The 15,129-nt window shown below is 57.0% G+C and carries 14 protein-coding genes; 4 read left to right on the top strand and 10 right to left on the bottom strand.

The genetic code is table 11. The features are described from left to right. Nucleotides 1-15 precede the first annotated feature (15 nt). Entirely contained in the window at nucleotides 16-681 is a 666-nt protein-coding gene (locus J3364_RS01985; RefSeq protein WP_349556266.1) for an alpha/beta hydrolase, read from the top strand. A gap of 29 nt (nucleotides 682-710) precedes the next feature. Next, nucleotides 711-914, top strand: a complete 204-nt coding sequence (locus tag J3364_RS01980; protein ID WP_123634523.1) for a hypothetical protein — start codon at nucleotides 711-713, stop codon at nucleotides 912-914. Here J3364_RS01980 and J3364_RS01975 read toward each other — a convergent pair. After that, a complete protein-coding gene (locus tag J3364_RS01975; RefSeq protein ID WP_349556263.1) occupies nucleotides 867-2,315 on the bottom strand; it encodes a TrkH family potassium uptake protein in 1,449 nt (482 codons plus the stop codon). The genes J3364_RS01980 and J3364_RS01975 overlap by 48 nt on opposite strands. Before the next feature lie 252 nt (nucleotides 2,316-2,567). Between J3364_RS01975 and J3364_RS01970 the strand changes: the two genes are divergently transcribed. Beyond that, nucleotides 2,568-3,314, top strand: coding sequence for a DUF1223 domain-containing protein (locus J3364_RS01970; protein ID WP_349556262.1), 747 nt, complete (start codon nucleotides 2,568-2,570; stop codon nucleotides 3,312-3,314). A gap of 10 nt (nucleotides 3,315-3,324) precedes the next feature. Here the strand turns inward: J3364_RS01970 and J3364_RS01965 are convergent, their stop codons facing one another. The 3 genes from J3364_RS01965 to J3364_RS01955 all read right to left on the bottom strand — a co-directional run bounded on the left by J3364_RS01965 (nucleotide 3,325) and on the right by J3364_RS01955 (nucleotide 6,069). Then, entirely contained in the window at nucleotides 3,325-3,864 is a 540-nt protein-coding gene (locus J3364_RS01965) for a hypothetical protein (protein ID WP_349556260.1), read from the bottom strand. A gap of 198 nt (nucleotides 3,865-4,062) precedes the next feature. Continuing rightward, on the bottom strand, nucleotides 4,063-4,932 hold the full coding sequence (locus tag J3364_RS01960) for a diacylglycerol/lipid kinase family protein (RefSeq protein WP_349556258.1): 870 nt from the start codon (nucleotides 4,930-4,932) through the stop codon (nucleotides 4,063-4,065). Between the two features lie 111 nt (nucleotides 4,933-5,043). Further along, complete coding sequence (locus J3364_RS01955; protein WP_349556256.1) at nucleotides 5,044-6,069, bottom strand: adenosine deaminase; 1,026 nt, start codon at nucleotides 6,067-6,069, stop codon at nucleotides 5,044-5,046. 229 nt (nucleotides 6,070-6,298) lie between these two features. On the opposite strand from J3364_RS01955, the gene J3364_RS01950 reads away from it, so the two are divergent. Continuing rightward, the gene (locus tag J3364_RS01950; protein WP_349556255.1) at nucleotides 6,299-7,933 is read left to right on the top strand and encodes a M28 family metallopeptidase; all 1,635 of its coding nucleotides are present in this window, start codon (nucleotides 6,299-6,301) and stop codon (nucleotides 7,931-7,933) included. A 78-nt stretch (nucleotides 7,934-8,011) separates the two neighbouring features. Here the strand turns inward: J3364_RS01950 and J3364_RS01945 are convergent, their stop codons facing one another. From J3364_RS01945 to J3364_RS01920, 6 genes are all read right to left on the bottom strand, one after another. Continuing rightward, nucleotides 8,012-9,679 (bottom strand): phosphoethanolamine transferase, encoded by a 1,668-nt coding sequence (locus tag J3364_RS01945; RefSeq protein WP_349556254.1) that lies wholly within the window; start codon nucleotides 9,677-9,679, stop codon nucleotides 8,012-8,014. Between the two features lie 39 nt (nucleotides 9,680-9,718). Beyond that, entirely contained in the window at nucleotides 9,719-11,482 is a 1,764-nt protein-coding gene (locus J3364_RS01940) for an ArnT family glycosyltransferase (RefSeq protein ID WP_349556253.1), read from the bottom strand. Between the two features lie 6 nt (nucleotides 11,483-11,488). Beyond that, entirely contained in the window at nucleotides 11,489-12,130 is a 642-nt protein-coding gene (locus J3364_RS01935; RefSeq protein WP_349556251.1) for a TVP38/TMEM64 family protein, read from the bottom strand. A 29-nt stretch (nucleotides 12,131-12,159) separates the two neighbouring features. Beyond that, entirely contained in the window at nucleotides 12,160-12,894 is a 735-nt protein-coding gene (locus J3364_RS01930) for a glycosyltransferase family 2 protein (protein ID WP_349556249.1), read from the bottom strand. 285 nt (nucleotides 12,895-13,179) lie between these two features. After that, on the bottom strand, nucleotides 13,180-13,650 hold the full coding sequence (locus J3364_RS01925; RefSeq protein WP_349556247.1) for a DUF1499 domain-containing protein: 471 nt from the start codon (nucleotides 13,648-13,650) through the stop codon (nucleotides 13,180-13,182). A gap of 285 nt (nucleotides 13,651-13,935) precedes the next feature. Next, complete coding sequence (locus J3364_RS01920) at nucleotides 13,936-14,994, bottom strand: type I restriction enzyme HsdR N-terminal domain-containing protein (protein ID WP_349556246.1); 1,059 nt, start codon at nucleotides 14,992-14,994, stop codon at nucleotides 13,936-13,938. Nucleotides 14,995-15,129 lie beyond the last annotated feature (135 nt).

Below are 15,129 nucleotides of genomic sequence, written 5' to 3'. Positions count from 1 at the left end.
CGCTGTGAGGTAATTGTGACCACACTCAAGACCATTGAACTCGAAACCCGGCCGAATCCCGATGCCGCCGTCATCTGGCTGCACGGCCTGGGTGCCAGCGGCCACGATTTCGAACCGGTTGTGCCGGAACTGCGGCTGCCGCAGGACGCCGGTATCCGGTTTATCTTTCCTCACGCGCCCAACCTGCCGGTGACCATCAACGGCGGCATGCACATGCCGGCCTGGTACGACATCAAGGCAATGGACATCGACCGCACCGTTGATGAAGCGCAGCTGCGCAAATCCGCCGATGCGATCGTGGAGTTGATCGAGCAGGAGATCGCCCGGGGCATCGACAGCAAGCGGATCGTCATCGCCGGCTTCTCGCAGGGCGGGGCGGTGGCCTATGAAGTGGGGCTGAGCTATGACAAGCCACTGGCAGGTATTCTGGGCCTGTCCACCTATTTCGCGACCGCCCAGTCCATCAAACCGTCCGAGGCCAATCGAGGCATCCCCATCCGGATCTACCACGGCACCCACGATCCGATGGTGCCCGAAAGCCTGGGCAAAAAGAGCGTACAGACCCTGCAGGACATGGGCTACGACGTCAGCTACGAAACCTATCCGATGGACCACAGCGTCTGTCTGGAGGAAATCCTGGATATCGGTCAGTTCCTCAGCAAGCACCTTAACCTGGGCTGATTGCCGTGTTTTTTCGCCGACGTTCTAGAATGACGCCACAAAAAGTGATTGTGCGCGTCACCATCCTGGCGCTGCTGATCATGCTGGCGTCGGCGATTTCCAAGGGCGTGCTGTTTCATTCGGTGCTGGCGCCGGACGAGACCGGCCGCCAGCCGATTGAGAAGGCATCCGCGGACAAGGCGGTGTCAGGTTCGCCAGAAAGCCGGCGAGAAGAGGATAATCACGCTCAGTAGCTCCAGACGCCCCAGGATCATGCCGGCGCTGAGAATCCACTTGGCGGCGTCCGGCAGGGACGCGAAATTGCCGGCGGGTCCGATCACCGGGCCAAGGCCTGGCCCCACATTCGTTAGCGCCGTAATGGACGCGGTCAACGCCGTGGTGAGGTCCACGTTCATCAGCGACAGGCACAGCGTCATCACCGCCATACACATCAGGAACACAAAGACGTAGGCAATCATCGACGCGATGATCTCGTCACTCACCGCCCGCCCGTTAAAGTTCCGGGTCAGCACCGCGCGAGGGTGCAACAGGCGCCGGAACTGCTCCCGCAATACCATGAACGACAGCTGGAAGCGGAAGATCTTCATGCCGCCGCTGGTCGAGCCGGAACAGCCGCCGATAAAGGTCAGGAAGAAAAACGCCACGCTGGTGAACGAGCCCCACTGCAGGTAATCCTCCGAAGCGTAGCCGGTGGTGGTCACGATCGACGTTACGTTGAACAGGGCGGACACGAACAGGTCCACCGGATGCTCCTCGTGCATCCAGAGCCGGTAAACCGTCATCACCAGCGCCGCCACCACCAGTAGCCCCAGGAACGCCCGCACCTGCTGGTCGCGGAACAGGACCCAGTGCTGGCCATGCAGCTCCCGCACGAACAGGAAGAACGGCATGCTGCCCAGAGCCATAAAGATCGAGGATTCGAACAGGATCAGGTTGGAATCGAACTGGCCCATCGACTGATCGGAGGTGGAGTAGCCCCCGGTCGAAATCGTGGTAAAGGCATGGTTCACGGCATTGAACAGACTCATGCCGGAAGCCCAGTAAATGAGGATGCAGGCCAGCGTCAGACCACAGTAGACAAACAGCAGGCCGCGACTCAGGCTCTTCATCCGCGGCAGCGCTTTTTCCGTCCACTCCGACGATTCCGTCGCGAACAGGCGCATACCACCAATCCCCAGGAAAGGCAGGACGGCCACGAACATGCCGATGATCCCGATGCCGCCGATCCACTGGATGATCGAACGCCACAGCAGGATGTCCGGCGACATGGCGTCCAGGCCACTCAGCACCGTGGAGCCGGTCGTGGTGATGCCCGAGAAACTCTCGAAAATGGCATCTGTCATCGACAGGTCCAGGTTGCTGTAATACAAGGGCAGGGCGCACAGGATAGAGATGATCAACCAGCTGCTGACGGTCAGCACGAACATGTACCGGGGCTGGAGGCGATGCGAACGGTTGCGGGTCAGCAGAATGCCGATGACGGCTGCCGCGAGGACACCGATGGCCGGATAGGTAAATGCGGTCGTGTTGGCGCTGGCATCACCCAGAAACAGCACGGCAGGAATGGCCATGAAGATGCTGAGCAGCACCATCATGATGCTAACGATATAGGTAACGGGAGACAGGTTTCTCATTCAGAACAACGTCATTCCATGAACGGCCGGCCGGTCGCGATGCGCGAAGGGTACCTTCAAGCGCCGCGAAAGGCGAATGTTGTCATAATCCTAGTCAATAAGGGAGGCCATGACCGCTGTTTTCATGTTTTCCATCGAAACTGACCGGCAACAGGTTTCCGGGGAACCATCCCGGTCTCTGTGACTCGAACCAGAAACATACGGTACACACCGCTTCGCCCGGCAGAAATGACAACGTTCGAGGCCACCGCCATGCCATTGTCCCGACGCGTTTTAATCCAGGGTTTCCTGGTTCCTGTTCTTGCCTTCAGTCTCTCCAGCGCCGTGGTCGCGGAGCCGGTTAAACGCTGGGAAAGTGGTTCTGAATCAACGGATACCATTGAACTCTTCACGTCCGAAGGCTGCAGCAGCTGCCCGCCAGCAGACCGCTGGCTGTCATCCCTGAAATCCAGGCCCGGTGTGTTCCAGTCCTTCATCCCGCTGGCTTTCCATGTGGATTACTGGGACTACATCGGCTGGAAGGATCGTCTGGCCGATCCGGCCTTCAGTGCTCGCCAGCGGGATTATGTGGTCGCAGGGGATGTCAGCCAGGCCTATACGCCGGGCATCGTCGTTAACAGCCACGAATGGCGTGACTGGTTTCAGGGGCACCGTGATTGGCAGTCCACGCCAGCCAATGTAGGCAAGATGACCGCCACACTGGACGGTCAGGAGCGGCTGACGGTGGCGTACGCGGGGTATCAGCCGGGGCAACGGCTCAATGTGGCCTATCTCGGGATGGGGATGAAGTCCGAAGTGAAAGCCGGAGAAAACCGGGGCCGCGAGTTGACCCACGATTTTGTGGTGCTGGGTGTGGCTCACCCGGAAGGCGGGTCACCGTGGTCGGTCACCTTGCCGCCCAGGCCCCAGGCCGGGCAGGCACGCACCGCGCTGGCTGTCTGGGTGTCACCGCCGGACAGCCCGGAAATCGTCCAGGCTGTCGGCGGCTATCTGGATTGATGGCGTCGGCTTACATCGGCAGACGATCGGCTTTGTCCAGGAATGCCCGGGCCTCATCCGGAAGTACCTTGACGTCGAGGTGACTGTCGACGCGGGATGACCGCATGCGCACTTCGACAGGGCTGCTCTGACTGGCAATATACTGCAGCGTCGATTCATCCAGGTTGGCCACGCCGTATTCAGTGTGGGCACACCCGTAATCATTGCAGGTCATGTCCGCGCCCTGCCAGGTCAGCGGCAGGGTGACCGGCTCGCCGTTCCGGCTGAATTGCAGCTGGTCCCAACGTTTCCAGTCTTCGGAATTGACCAGCAGGTTGATCTGATAGGCCTTCTGGCCGCTCTGTTTATCGATAGACGCGGCGAAGAAGTAGTCGGATGGCGACGGAAAGCCGGTAAAGGGCTGATCGTACAGCTCCGAAGTGACGAGGATCTGGTCCTGGAGGTCATCCGTCGCGTATTTGACCGAGATGCCATCGGTCGTGGTGGTGGCACATCCGGTAAGCAGGCCTGCAGTCAGCAAACCCAGGCCTAACAGCGTGTTGCGTTTCATTCGTCGTTCCCTCTCTGTCTTGCAGACATCGCCTACATTATACGGCGCGCGCCGGCTCACAGACGATGGTTGAAAGTGCTCATGTAAGAGACGCTATGCTCGCGCGACCCGACGTTTTATTGAAGTGGCGAATTCGACATAAAAGGTGTCAGAAATGCCAAACCGAACCCGCAAATCTCATTGGCGGTCGTGAAACGCTCAGGTCGATACCACCTGTTCACAGATCACGTTCAGGCAGCCGGGTTGGCAGGTCACATCCAGTGGTGTTTTGCCGGCCACGTCACCGTCGGCCGTAACGGTCTTGGGCTTGCGGGTGACCACGCGGCACCAGGGGCTTTTCAAGTGCACGACCGTATCGGTGTGCCCGGGCGAGCGACGCAGGATACGCACTCTCAGGAAGGTGAGCAAAAGCCGGAGCAACGATCGGGGTTTGACGGCGACAATATCCAGCTGGCCATCGTTGGCGGAGGCTTCAGGAATCTCATTGCCGCCGCCAAAAAACGCCCCGGTTGCTACCGCGATCGATAACCAGCGCCCGGCGACGGTGCCGTTCTCACACTCGATAATGGCCCGGAAACCCCGTTTGTCCGTCACCCGGCGCAGTAATGTGGCAACGTAACTGAAGCGCCCCAGGAGCCGCTTGGTCTGACCGGACGATTCCCGCACCGGCCAGGTTCCCAGACCGATGTGGGCGACATTCAGAAAAATCTGGTCGTCAAAACGGGCCACATCCAGCCAATGCGTTTTACCGCTGGCTATCAGTTCACACAGGGCGACCGGATCTTCGGGCAACCCCAGATTGCGGGCGAAATCATTGGCGGTCCCGGAGGGCAGGATGCCGAGGGTGGCACCGGTGTCCAGGCACAGGGCGGCGGCGCGGTTGACCGAGCCATCACCACCGGCGGCCAGCACCCGGTCACCGGATTGCACCCGCTGCATCCACCCCTGATCCTCCAGGTCGCAGGTTTCCAATCCGGTCACGCCCACGTCGGTGAGCCGTTGAGACCAGAAATCGGCACCGCGCTGGCCGTCGCCCGCCTTGGGATTGGCTATTAACCAGGTCGTCATGGTGTCCTTACCCTCACTGGCCGGGATCGTCTGAAGTGGTACCCATCCTTTATAGAGGAGCCGGCCCCTGGACGCCATATCCACGACAGGGACGCCGGCTTCGTGGAAGGATCAGTGACCGGTGTGGGCCTGCCAGACGGCTTCGACCCGGGCCAGCGCCGCCTGCTTGTCGGCGTCGCTCAACCAGCTCCCTTCAAAGCTGTTTCGTGCCAGTTGCACGACTTGCCCGGGCGTCAGGTGAAGATGCTCGATCATGGCGTGGAAGTTGGCGTTGACGTAGCCGCCGAAGTAGGCGGGATCGTCTGAGTTCAGCGTGACGTGCAACCCTTTTTCCAGCATGGTTGGCAAGGGATGATCATCCAGCGTGTCGACGACGCATAGCCGGAGGTTGGACAGGGGGCAGACCGTCAGTGTGAGGCCTTTCTCGACAATCAGCGCCGTGAGCTGTTCGTCTTCCAGGGCCCGGTTACCGTGGTCTATGCGTTGAATTTCCAGTTGCTTGATGGCCTGCCAGACGTAATCGGGCGGGCCTTCCTCCCCGGCATGGGCGGTGACCTTGAGCCCCAGGTCCCGGCAACGTTTGAACACCCGCTCGAACTTCTCCGGCGGATGGCCCATTTCCGAGGAATCGAGTCCGATGCCATCGATTCGGTCGAGGTAAGGTGTTGCCAGCTCCAGCGTCTCGAAAGCACTGTCTTCACTCAGGTGACGCAGGAACGAAAGAATCAGACGGAAGCTGATCCCCAACTTGTCACGCCCATCGCACAGTGCCTTGTAGATGCCATTGAACTGGATCTCGAAGGCGATGCCCCGTTCCAGGTGGGCCTGAGGATCGAAGAACACTTCGGTATGGATGACGTTATCGGCCTGGCAATGCTCGAGATAGGCCCAGGTCAGGTCGTAGAAATCCTGTTCGGTCAGCAGAACCGACATCCCGCTGTAGTAGAGATCCAGGAATTCCTGCAGGTTGTTGAACTGGTAGGCCTGGCGCAACGCCGCTTCGTCCGGGTAGGGAAGGCTCACACCGTTGCGGCGGGCGAGGGCGAACATCAACTCCGGCTCCAGGCTCCCTTCCAGGTGCATATGGAGCTCCGCCTTGGGCAGTTTGTCGGCGAGGGCGAGAGTGGACTCGGTCATACCATTTCCTTGAAAGCAATTTTCGAAAACCTTATCACAGTCGCTCAAGCCGCGTCCCAGCGGGCTCGGACGCTGATTAGCCGATGCCATGTGAATGTTTAATTTTTGCACTCGGCCATTTGCGTCTACGCTTTTTTAACAGCACCGAAGGACGTAGTGGTGCCAGCGCGGCAAGGGAGGCCTTGCGCTGCCCTTGCCGGGATAAAAACTCCGAGGAATGGAGAAAAAAATGAAACTGGCTATATCGAATGTGGCCCTGGGACTGGGGTCATGTCTTCTTGCTTTCAACTTGCAGGCAGCGCCTCAGCTGCCGATCGATCAACCCTCCACTAGCGACCTGCTGAACCGCTTCTGGAGCCCGGATCACCTGGGTTTCTTTGAATGTCGCGCCGGCATATTGAACAGCACGCCGTTTGGGCTGCCACGCTGCATGCAGGTGGAGAACATCAAGTATCACGAGCAGATGTTGTACAGCATCGCCCAGGCCAACGACGGCAATCGGGCGGCCGGTCTGCCTGGCTACCAGTCGTCCGTGGACTATGTGAAGTCCACGTTGGAAAGCGCGGGTTACGATGTGACCGTACAGACGTTCCCGTTCACCGCGTTCTATCCCGAAGCCGACGGCGAACTGGCCGCAACGGCGCCGACGCCCGAGAGCTATGTCTGGGAGGAGGACTTCAACTACCTGTCGCAGACCGAACCTGGCAACGTGAATGGCCCCGTCGTTCCGGTTGATCTGGACCTGGGCGCGGGGAACGCGTCGACCAGTGGCTGTGAGCCTGCGGATTTCGCAGGCTTCCCGGCAGGGGCCATCGCGCTGGTGCAACGAGGCGCCTGCAACTTCGGCCTCAAGGCCGAGAACGCCGCAAACGCCGGCGCCGTTGGCGTAATCATCTTCAATCAGGGCGACACGGAAGATCGAACCGGTCTGATCAGCGCCACCCTGGGTGAAGACTATTCCGGCGGTATTCCTGTGTTCTTTGCAACTTACGACAACGGCGTAGCCTGGGCCCAGACCGACGGCCTGGAACTGAACATGGTCGCCAACGTCGTGCGAGAGCAAACCGAAACCTACAACGTCGTGACCAATTCCCGGCGCGGTGATTCGGATAACGTCGTGATGGTTGGTGCCCACCTGGACTCGGTCTACGACGGTGCTGGCATCAATGATAACGGCTCTGGGTCTTCGGCGCTGTTGGAGTTGGCGCTGCAAATGAAACGGGCGCATCCGCGTAATCAGGTTCGCTTTGCCTGGTGGGGCGCGGAAGAAGCCGGTCTGGTGGGGTCGACTTACTACGTCGACAGCCTGTCGGACGAGGAAAAAGGGCGCATCAAGGCGTACCTGAACTTCGACATGATCGCCTCGCCCAACTTCGCCTACTTCATCTACGACGGCGATGGTTCGGACTTTGGTCTTGAGGGACCGCCCGGATCGGCTGCCATCGAAGGTCTGTTTGAGGAGTACTTCAGTCTCCGCGGACTGCCGTCCGAGGGCACGGAAATCGATTTCCGCTCTGATTACGCGGCTTACTTCGACAACGGCATTGCCTTCGGTGGCCTGTTCACCGGCGCGGAAGTGCTGAAGACACAGGAGCAGGCCGACAAATTCGGCGGCGAGGCGGATGTGGCGTTCGACCCCTGCTATCACGCCGCCTGCGACGACATCACCAATCTCGATGACGAGGCGTTTGAAATCAACGCCGATGCCGTCGCCTTCGTGACCAGTTGGCTTTCCCTGTCGACGCGCCTGATCGATGACGAGATCGAAGCCGCTGAGTCCTCAGAAAGCACCCTGGGAGCCCGGGCACTGTCGGTTGAACAGGCTCACGACGTCACCCACTGGGGGAATCACTGGATTAAGTAATTCTGGAGGATGTATCAAACGAGGGGCGCCTGTTTAGGCGCCCCTGTTTTTCTTTCGTCTGTACGTTTTCCGGTGGGTCTAATCGGACTGAGAGGGGGCCGATGACGCGTCTTTCTGCTCCCACTCTTCCGGTACCAGGGATGATTGAAGAATATCCAGCTTGGGTTTGTAGACGTCCGTGCGAACTTCAAGCATCCCCAGGATGGTATGGAAAACGTTGTCCTGGGAGAACCGGTCATCCTGGTGCTGCCGCAGCTTGGCGATGTCCACACTGTCGTAGCTGCTGCCAAACCACATGACGGCCGGCACATGCTTCTGCTCATCCGGTGCGATCATGTACGGCAATCCATGCAGGTAAACGTCATATTCTCCCAGGGATTCACCATGGTCGCTGAGGTAGAACATGGCCGTTTCAAATTCAGGCGTGTAACGCTTCAGGACGCCAATCACCTGGTCCAGAAAGTAGTCCGTGTACAAAATGGCATTGTCATAAGCATTAATGATTTCTTCCTGACTGCATTCCTCGAGCTGACTCGTTTTACAGACGGGCGTATACCGCTCAAATTCCTTGGGATAACGCTTGTAATAGGCTGGCCCGTGATTCCCCATCTGGTGCAGCACGATAAAAATGTCGCCCTTGGGGTGATTGCGGATGTAATCGTCCAGTCCGGTCAACATTCCGGTATCCCGGCATTCCTCGCCGCTGCACTCCGGGTTCAAGTCGGACGATTTATAACTGTGGTATTCGACCCGGTCGGCCACGCCTTTTGAGCTGGAGTTGTTGTCCAGCCACAGGACGTTCGCGCCCGACTTGGCCAGCACATCCAGTGCATTGGACGTGCTGTCCGCTTTTTCTTCGGAATAGTGATCCCTGTCCAACTCGGAAAACATGCAGGGCACCGAGACCTGCGTGGACGTTCCGCAAGACCAGAAATTACTGAAGTTGACCAGGTTTTCCTCTTTCTCAAGGAAGGGATTGGTGTCCCTCTTGTACCCGTTGAGCGAGAAATGATCGGCCCGTGCTGTTTCACCCACGACCATGATCACCAGCTCACGGTCCTGATCTTCCGGCGGAATGTGGGCATCGTCGCCAATCGATGCAAATGCCCGGGGAGCGGTTTCAACATAGCGCCCGGCAAATTTGATCGTCGAGTAGATGTAGAACGTGGGGTTGGCGTAGTAACGAAGAATCTTGTGCTCGCGGAAAAAAGACGCGTAATAGTTGCCCAGGCTGACAATCAACACGGCGGCCAAGGCCAGCGATCCGCCGAACATCTTGGCTGAAGACAGAAGATCCTTCTTGAAGGGCACCGGCTTGATTTGTACCCGCCAGACGAACAGGGACGGCAGGACGCCCATCAGAACCACATAGGCCACCAATCGCCAGGAAAACAGATCGCCGGCTTCGTCGACATTGGTGTGCACGACATTACTGAGCATGTCGGCATCGATCACAACGTTGTAGCTGTCCATGAAATAGGCGGCAAAGGACGACAGCATCAGCAACAGGATCAGAATAGGGCGGGTACTTCGTCCAAAGCAGACCAGCGACAGCAGCAATACCAGTGCGGCCGTGAACACGACGGCAATCGACGCAAGAAAGGGCGCTGTGGACCAGTCCAGCGGATAGACCTTGGTAATGTTGGCAAAGAACTGCTGATTGCCAACCAGCATCAGGAAAACCGAAACCAGCAGGATCAACTGGAACTTGGTCATCGTTGGCGAGAAAAGCCTGGAACGCGCCATAAATACCCTCGTCTGAAAATCTAGGTTCGTGCGGCTTCGCTAGTCCAGCCATCGACCCGGGTTGGGTGTGGTGAATACTTTGCGCTTGTCCGGATTGGGCGCCGGACAGGTCGGCGTCATCGCATCCCGCGACAGCAATATCCACGTTTCACTGTGCGCCACTCCCATGGATTCGCCGTCCTGCATTCGGAAGCAGTCCAGTTTTTCGCGACTTGAAACCAGCACATAACGGTGTTCGGCAGCTTTCATCCACTGCCAGGCGGTTCGTTCCTGAACCTGGGGAGGGTTGAAATAGCCAAACTGCGTCACGTCCATTTTAGAGAACAAGATGAACTGTTCCTTAAATTCGATGAGCCCAAGTTCCGCATCGGGTTCACCAGCGACGGTACTCTCCACATTGGCAAGCACATTTCGGGGCGTACGGAACGGTTCGAGCACCGAATAGCCCCAGGTCGACAGCAGCGCCCATGTCAGCGACATTGCAACCAGCAGGCGCAAAAGTGCGTGTTGCTTGCGCAGGAAAAACAACGAGAGCAGCCAGATCAGACCGGCCACAATCAACACGCTGCCTGCTTCGTGCAGCTGCCCAAGATCCTTGGTGTAATCCGCAGCTTTCTCGACCAGTCTGGGTAGATTGCACCAGGCCAGCACGCCGACCGTGATCAGCACGACCCCAAGCAGCGCCTGCAAGCCACCCATCAGGGGGCGGAACCAGCGTGCGAGCGGGTATCCGGTGTACATCACCGACAGGGACAAGGCGAACATCGGCAATGCCGGCAGAATATAAACGCCTCGTTTGCCCGGGCTCATGCTGAAGAAGACGACGACCAGAACAATCCAGCCCAGCATAAGGAAAACACCCGGCTCGTTACGCCAGGCCTCCCGAAGACGGCCCAGGCCCGCAAGGAGCATCAACGGTAACGGGAACCAGAGCGATGGAATGACGTTGGCAATGAAGTAATACCAGGGTTGGATGTGCCCCCAGGAGTGCGCATAACGCTCGGCGGTCTGCTTGAACAGAATGTTGTCGCGATACTGCATGAACATCTCAGAGCCGCTGGCGTTCACATACAGCACCATCGGCACGAGCCAGGCAGCGGCCACCAACAGCATGACCACCGGTCCCAGCAGGCAGGTCCAGGTTGGCGAAACGGCCAAGGCCCCTTTACGGCGCCACGCCAGGTAAAATACCGGGATCATCATCAGTGCCGGCAGGAACCCGACGCCCTTGGTAATGATGCCCAATCCCATGAACGCCCAGGCCACAAAATACCAACCCCAGGCCGGCCCGGCCAGGAAGTGGCGCAGCAGGCCGTAGCAGCCGATGGTGATCCAACAGGCCACCATCATGTCGATCTGGGCGCTTTTAGCCTGCACGATGAACTGCGGCACCAGAAGCAGCAGGAGCATCGCGTTGCGACCGACGCGCACATTCCAGAGGCGGGCCCCCAGATCAAAAACCAGGAATGCCGTAATCAGGCCACAAATCGCGTTGGGAAGCAGGAAGCCGGCTTTCAGACTGCCGGTGAGCCAGTAGAAAAAGGCAATCGACCACATGAAAACCGGCGGCTTGTCCGGGTAGGGCTCGCCGCCCCGCATGGGAATGAGCCACTGGCCGGAATCGACCATTTCCCGGGCGACTTCCGCAAATCGCGGCTCGTCGGCCGGCCAGGGAGAGCGGAGCCCAATACCCAGGAAAATCAGTACAGTCGCAAAGGCCAGCAGAAACCAGACAACCCGGCTGTATTCATCGCTGGTGAGCGTTTCATAGATTTGCTGCGACAGGGAGACAGAACGATTCATGGGACTTCACAGATCCTTTGTAACCAGTTCACCGATTTGACGGCTGCTGCGGGTGCGATAAAGGTAAATGCCGATGATGGAGGCGACGATAAACAACACGATGCTGAGAATCATCTTGCGGTGGTCGGATACCCCGATACCGGCGCCCAGTAGAGCAAACACCGCCATTTGAGGGATGTAGCCGACGAAACTGCCCGCCAGGAATGGCAGTAGCCGAATGTGCGTCGCGCCCGCCAGGAGATTGGTGATGAGGTTACTGCCCACCGGGAGAAGCCGGATCATCAGGACTTTCAGGGCCGTCCTGTCAGCCAGCATGACCTGAACCTTGTCCAGGCGCTTGCCGAAACGACGTCGAGCCCAATCGCCGACCAGAAAACGGGAGACCAGAAAGCACACCATAGCCCCCAGGGTTGTCAGCAGCGTCGAAACCGCCATCCCGATCCAGCCGCCCAGCGCGTACCCGAAGACAAAGGCGAGAACCTGACGGGGCCCGCCTGCGGCGGTGTAAACAATCGCAACCGCTGACATGAGCAGGAAAGCGGGCCAGCCTTCGTGGGCAAGGTAATCCGCCACCCATTGGCTATCGGCGATATGGACAAGCCAGTCCTGCTGCACGACAAACGCAGCCAGCGCCATCACGATCACCATGACGGACACTTTTTTCAGAAAACGCATGGCTAACCGGCCTTTGTATCATCAACACGGGCAATAACCGGCACCTTGGCGCGCCGCTGCAGCCACATGACACCGAACAGATCGACAATACCCACCCACACCCGGTTCCAGGCAGAGTATTTGGACTGGCCACGCTGGCGATCGCGGTGACTGACCACCACCACTTCGATATCGCCGCCCTGGCTGCGAATCAGCGCCGGCAGGAAACGGTGCATGTGGTCGAAATAGGGCAGAGACAGGAACGTCGAACGAGGGAACAGCTTCAAACCGCAGCCGGTATCCGGACAGCCGTCATGGAGCAGGGCGTCCCGCACCCGGTTGGCAAGCTTCGACTGGAACCGTTTCCAGGCGGTGTCCTTGCGCGCCTTGCGGTAGCCGGCAATGCAGAAAATGTCGTTTTTCATGGTCTTGGCACATTCGATCATCGCCGGAATATCCGCCGGATCGTTCTGCCCATCGCCATCCATCGTCACGATCCACTCACCATCCGCATGCCGAACTCCGGTCAGGACGGCGGTACTCTGGCCAACACTATGCAGGTGACGGACGCATTTAACCTCACAACCCAGACGCTCTCCGGTCTTGAGTGCGACGTCGCCAGTACCATCGGTGCTGCCGTCGTCAACGACAATCACCTGAAAAGGTACAACCCCGTCAACCGCCCGATGGATTTCCGCCACAAGTGGGTCAATATTCTCACTTTCATCCTTGGCAGGAATGACGACAGAAATTTTCAAAGCGGAAACTCCAGAGTCTTAATAGAACGAATCAATACAACAAAATGGAAACGACATGAGGGGGTTGTGCGTGGATCCTGCCACAGCAGAGTGTTACGCAGCACCAGCGCGCCTAGGGTAACCCCGACAATATCAAAATAAAGTCAAAGCCACCTAAAAGGTCAACGTATTGGCGGCTGCTGACAAAACGGAGTGAAGTTTAGGCGGGTAGCGTTTAATTTTACAGTCACCGAAGTCATGAATGTTGTAATTTATAGCAATCTGAAACGATTGGCCTGCCAGACTTCATTCTATGGCCGTCGTTTGGGCCGCATCCCGAACCAGTCCGGCGTTCTGCAAATTCATGCGCAGGGTCTCGACCCGATCCCGGTTAACCCCCAAATCATAGAGCCCGAGCAGTGACTGGGAGCGTACCTGAAGATGGTGCCCATCCTCGGTCACCAATATTTCCAGGTAATCCGGAAACCCAAACACATCGCTGTAGCAAGTGATCTGCGCGTAACCAAATCGGGCGTTATCCAACGTCGCACCGGGTAGATCGAGGGCCACCGACAGAATCCTTTTCCAGGCATTTTCAGTCAACGGTCCGGTCAGGGGCATACGAGGCACGTTATACAGGGATACCGAAGACTCGCTCGATACACAGTTGAGAAACGGCGTGCACCCATCGAGTTCAAAATCGGTCCCGGTCGGGGGAACCGTTCGCGTGGCACTGCATCCGGCCAGAAGAAGCAGCGCGCATAATGCGGAAGCCATGTGTCGCATCGCTGAGAACATACCTTGTTTGAAAAGTGGCTTACCCAGTGTGATAGCAATAGAGAGCTATAGAGGTACGACGACAAGCTCGGGCTGTATCTTCGATTTATTGCTCTTGGCGAGAGAGAGTAGCAGAGGCGGTTAATTAGAGCACCGCCGGGTAGGACCGGAGGATGATATGGGTTTCTATCCAAATATGGTATTTAACATAATATACATTATGCGCAGTACAGTAATTGAACGGCGACTAACTGGCGATCTTTTTTGCCGATTTGGACCCCGAGGCTACTCAACATACCCCCTGGCTGTCTCCAGCAATTCTTTTTCGTGTTGGAATATGTCGTTCAAGGTCTCAATTGGGTATCGCGTTTCGTTCTTGTCGCCATCGAATATCCCAATGTACTTCTGAGACCGGTTAAAGTGCATCCGGCATAGTGGCTTGCGGTTATTATCATCGATCAGCACTCCGCAGTAACTCTTAGTGTCACGCATCACCACTCTCTCAGGATCGATAGTCTTACGGACAATCGCTTTTACCAGGTTGTAGCCTTCGACTTCATCCTCGGTTGTTATGATTCCGTTGTCCGAGGCTTCCTCAACCTCCTCCATGTCATCAAGAGGATCCGAGTAACGATTCATAGCGCTTTGTAGCCGATCATTTATCTGTTCATTCAGAAACTGATTGATGGCTTTTTTTATGATTGGTTTGAAATCGCTTTTGACCGATTGAGTCAGCTTGCCCTCATATACCGAAGCGGCCAGCAGCTTGATCATGTCATCACTTGGATCCCGCAGCTCCTGCTGCAGTACTTTTTTGATTTGATTGGAAAACTTCATTTCCCCCGCAGAATTGAGCACATCCTCGAGGTCAAATTTTTCCTTGGTTAGCTTCTTGAGTTCCGGTACCAGGCTTTCGTCGAGATTTTCGAAGTCAAGCTCTAAGAATGGGCGCTCATCCATCTTATTGGTCGCATCCAGATCACTGAAGAACTCGTAAACAGTTCCGTTGGTCAGAATCGCAATGCGCGCGGAGGTCACAGAGAAATATCGGTAGAGCTGAGAGGCGTGTTTTAACTTGAGCGGTTCGCCATATTTTTTGGCCTCAACGAGTATCTGAATTTCGCCGTCATGCTTGATAGCGTAATCGACCTTCTCCCCTTTTTTGGTGCCAGTATCCGCGGTGAACTCGGGCACCACCTCGTTAGGATTAAAAATGTCATACCCCAAAACCGAATGAATAAAGGGCATGACAAGAGCATTTTTAGTTGCCTCTTCAGTATTCAGTTGATCACTAACTTTTTCTATTTTTGAGACTAGATCGAGTATTTTTTCTTTGAATTCCATATTTTTCTCCAACCCATGAATAGGAATAAAGTTAGTGAGCTGTCCGGAATTCGTCAATAATGGTTCTGGAGGCTTGGTACTTTGTGTAGTCCTGTAGACATAGTTATACGCTACATGCGTGAACCATATTTGTAT

Source organism: Marinobacter sp. NFXS9, assembly GCF_040148665.1.
Lineage (GTDB): Bacteria > Pseudomonadota > Gammaproteobacteria > Pseudomonadales > Oleiphilaceae > Marinobacter_A > Marinobacter_A mangrovi.
The sequence above is the reverse complement of the archived record's forward strand: the minus strand, read 5'-3'. Positions and strand labels throughout refer to the sequence as shown.

Excerpts from the sequence above, each read along its gene's own strand:
- J3364_RS01980 (WP_123634523.1), top strand. The coding sequence starts at position 711 with ATGACGCCACAAAAAGTGATTGTGCGCGTCACCATCCTGGCGCTGCTG.
- J3364_RS01975 (WP_349556263.1), bottom strand. The coding sequence starts at position 2,315 with ATGAGAAACCTGTCTCCCGTTACCTATATCGTTAGCATCATGATGGTG.
- J3364_RS01970 (WP_349556262.1), top strand. The coding sequence starts at position 2,568 with ATGCCATTGTCCCGACGCGTTTTAATCCAGGGTTTCCTGGTTCCTGTT.
- J3364_RS01965 (WP_349556260.1), bottom strand. The coding sequence starts at position 3,864 with ATGAAACGCAACACGCTGTTAGGCCTGGGTTTGCTGACTGCAGGCCTG.
- J3364_RS01960 (WP_349556258.1), bottom strand. The coding sequence starts at position 4,932 with ATGACGACCTGGTTAATAGCCAATCCCAAGGCGGGCGACGGCCAGCGC.
- J3364_RS01955 (WP_349556256.1), bottom strand. The coding sequence starts at position 6,069 with ATGACCGAGTCCACTCTCGCCCTCGCCGACAAACTGCCCAAGGCGGAG.
- J3364_RS01950 (WP_349556255.1), top strand. The coding sequence starts at position 6,299 with ATGAAACTGGCTATATCGAATGTGGCCCTGGGACTGGGGTCATGTCTT.
- J3364_RS01945 (WP_349556254.1), bottom strand. The coding sequence starts at position 9,679 with ATGGCGCGTTCCAGGCTTTTCTCGCCAACGATGACCAAGTTCCAGTTG.
- J3364_RS01940 (WP_349556253.1), bottom strand. The coding sequence starts at position 11,482 with ATGAATCGTTCTGTCTCCCTGTCGCAGCAAATCTATGAAACGCTCACC.
- J3364_RS01935 (WP_349556251.1), bottom strand. The coding sequence starts at position 12,130 with ATGGTGATCGTGATGGCGCTGGCTGCGTTTGTCGTGCAGCAGGACTGG.
- J3364_RS01925 (WP_349556247.1), bottom strand. The coding sequence starts at position 13,650 with ATGGCTTCCGCATTATGCGCGCTGCTTCTTCTGGCCGGATGCAGTGCC.
- J3364_RS01920 (WP_349556246.1), bottom strand. The coding sequence starts at position 14,994 with ATGGAATTCAAAGAAAAAATACTCGATCTAGTCTCAAAAATAGAAAAA.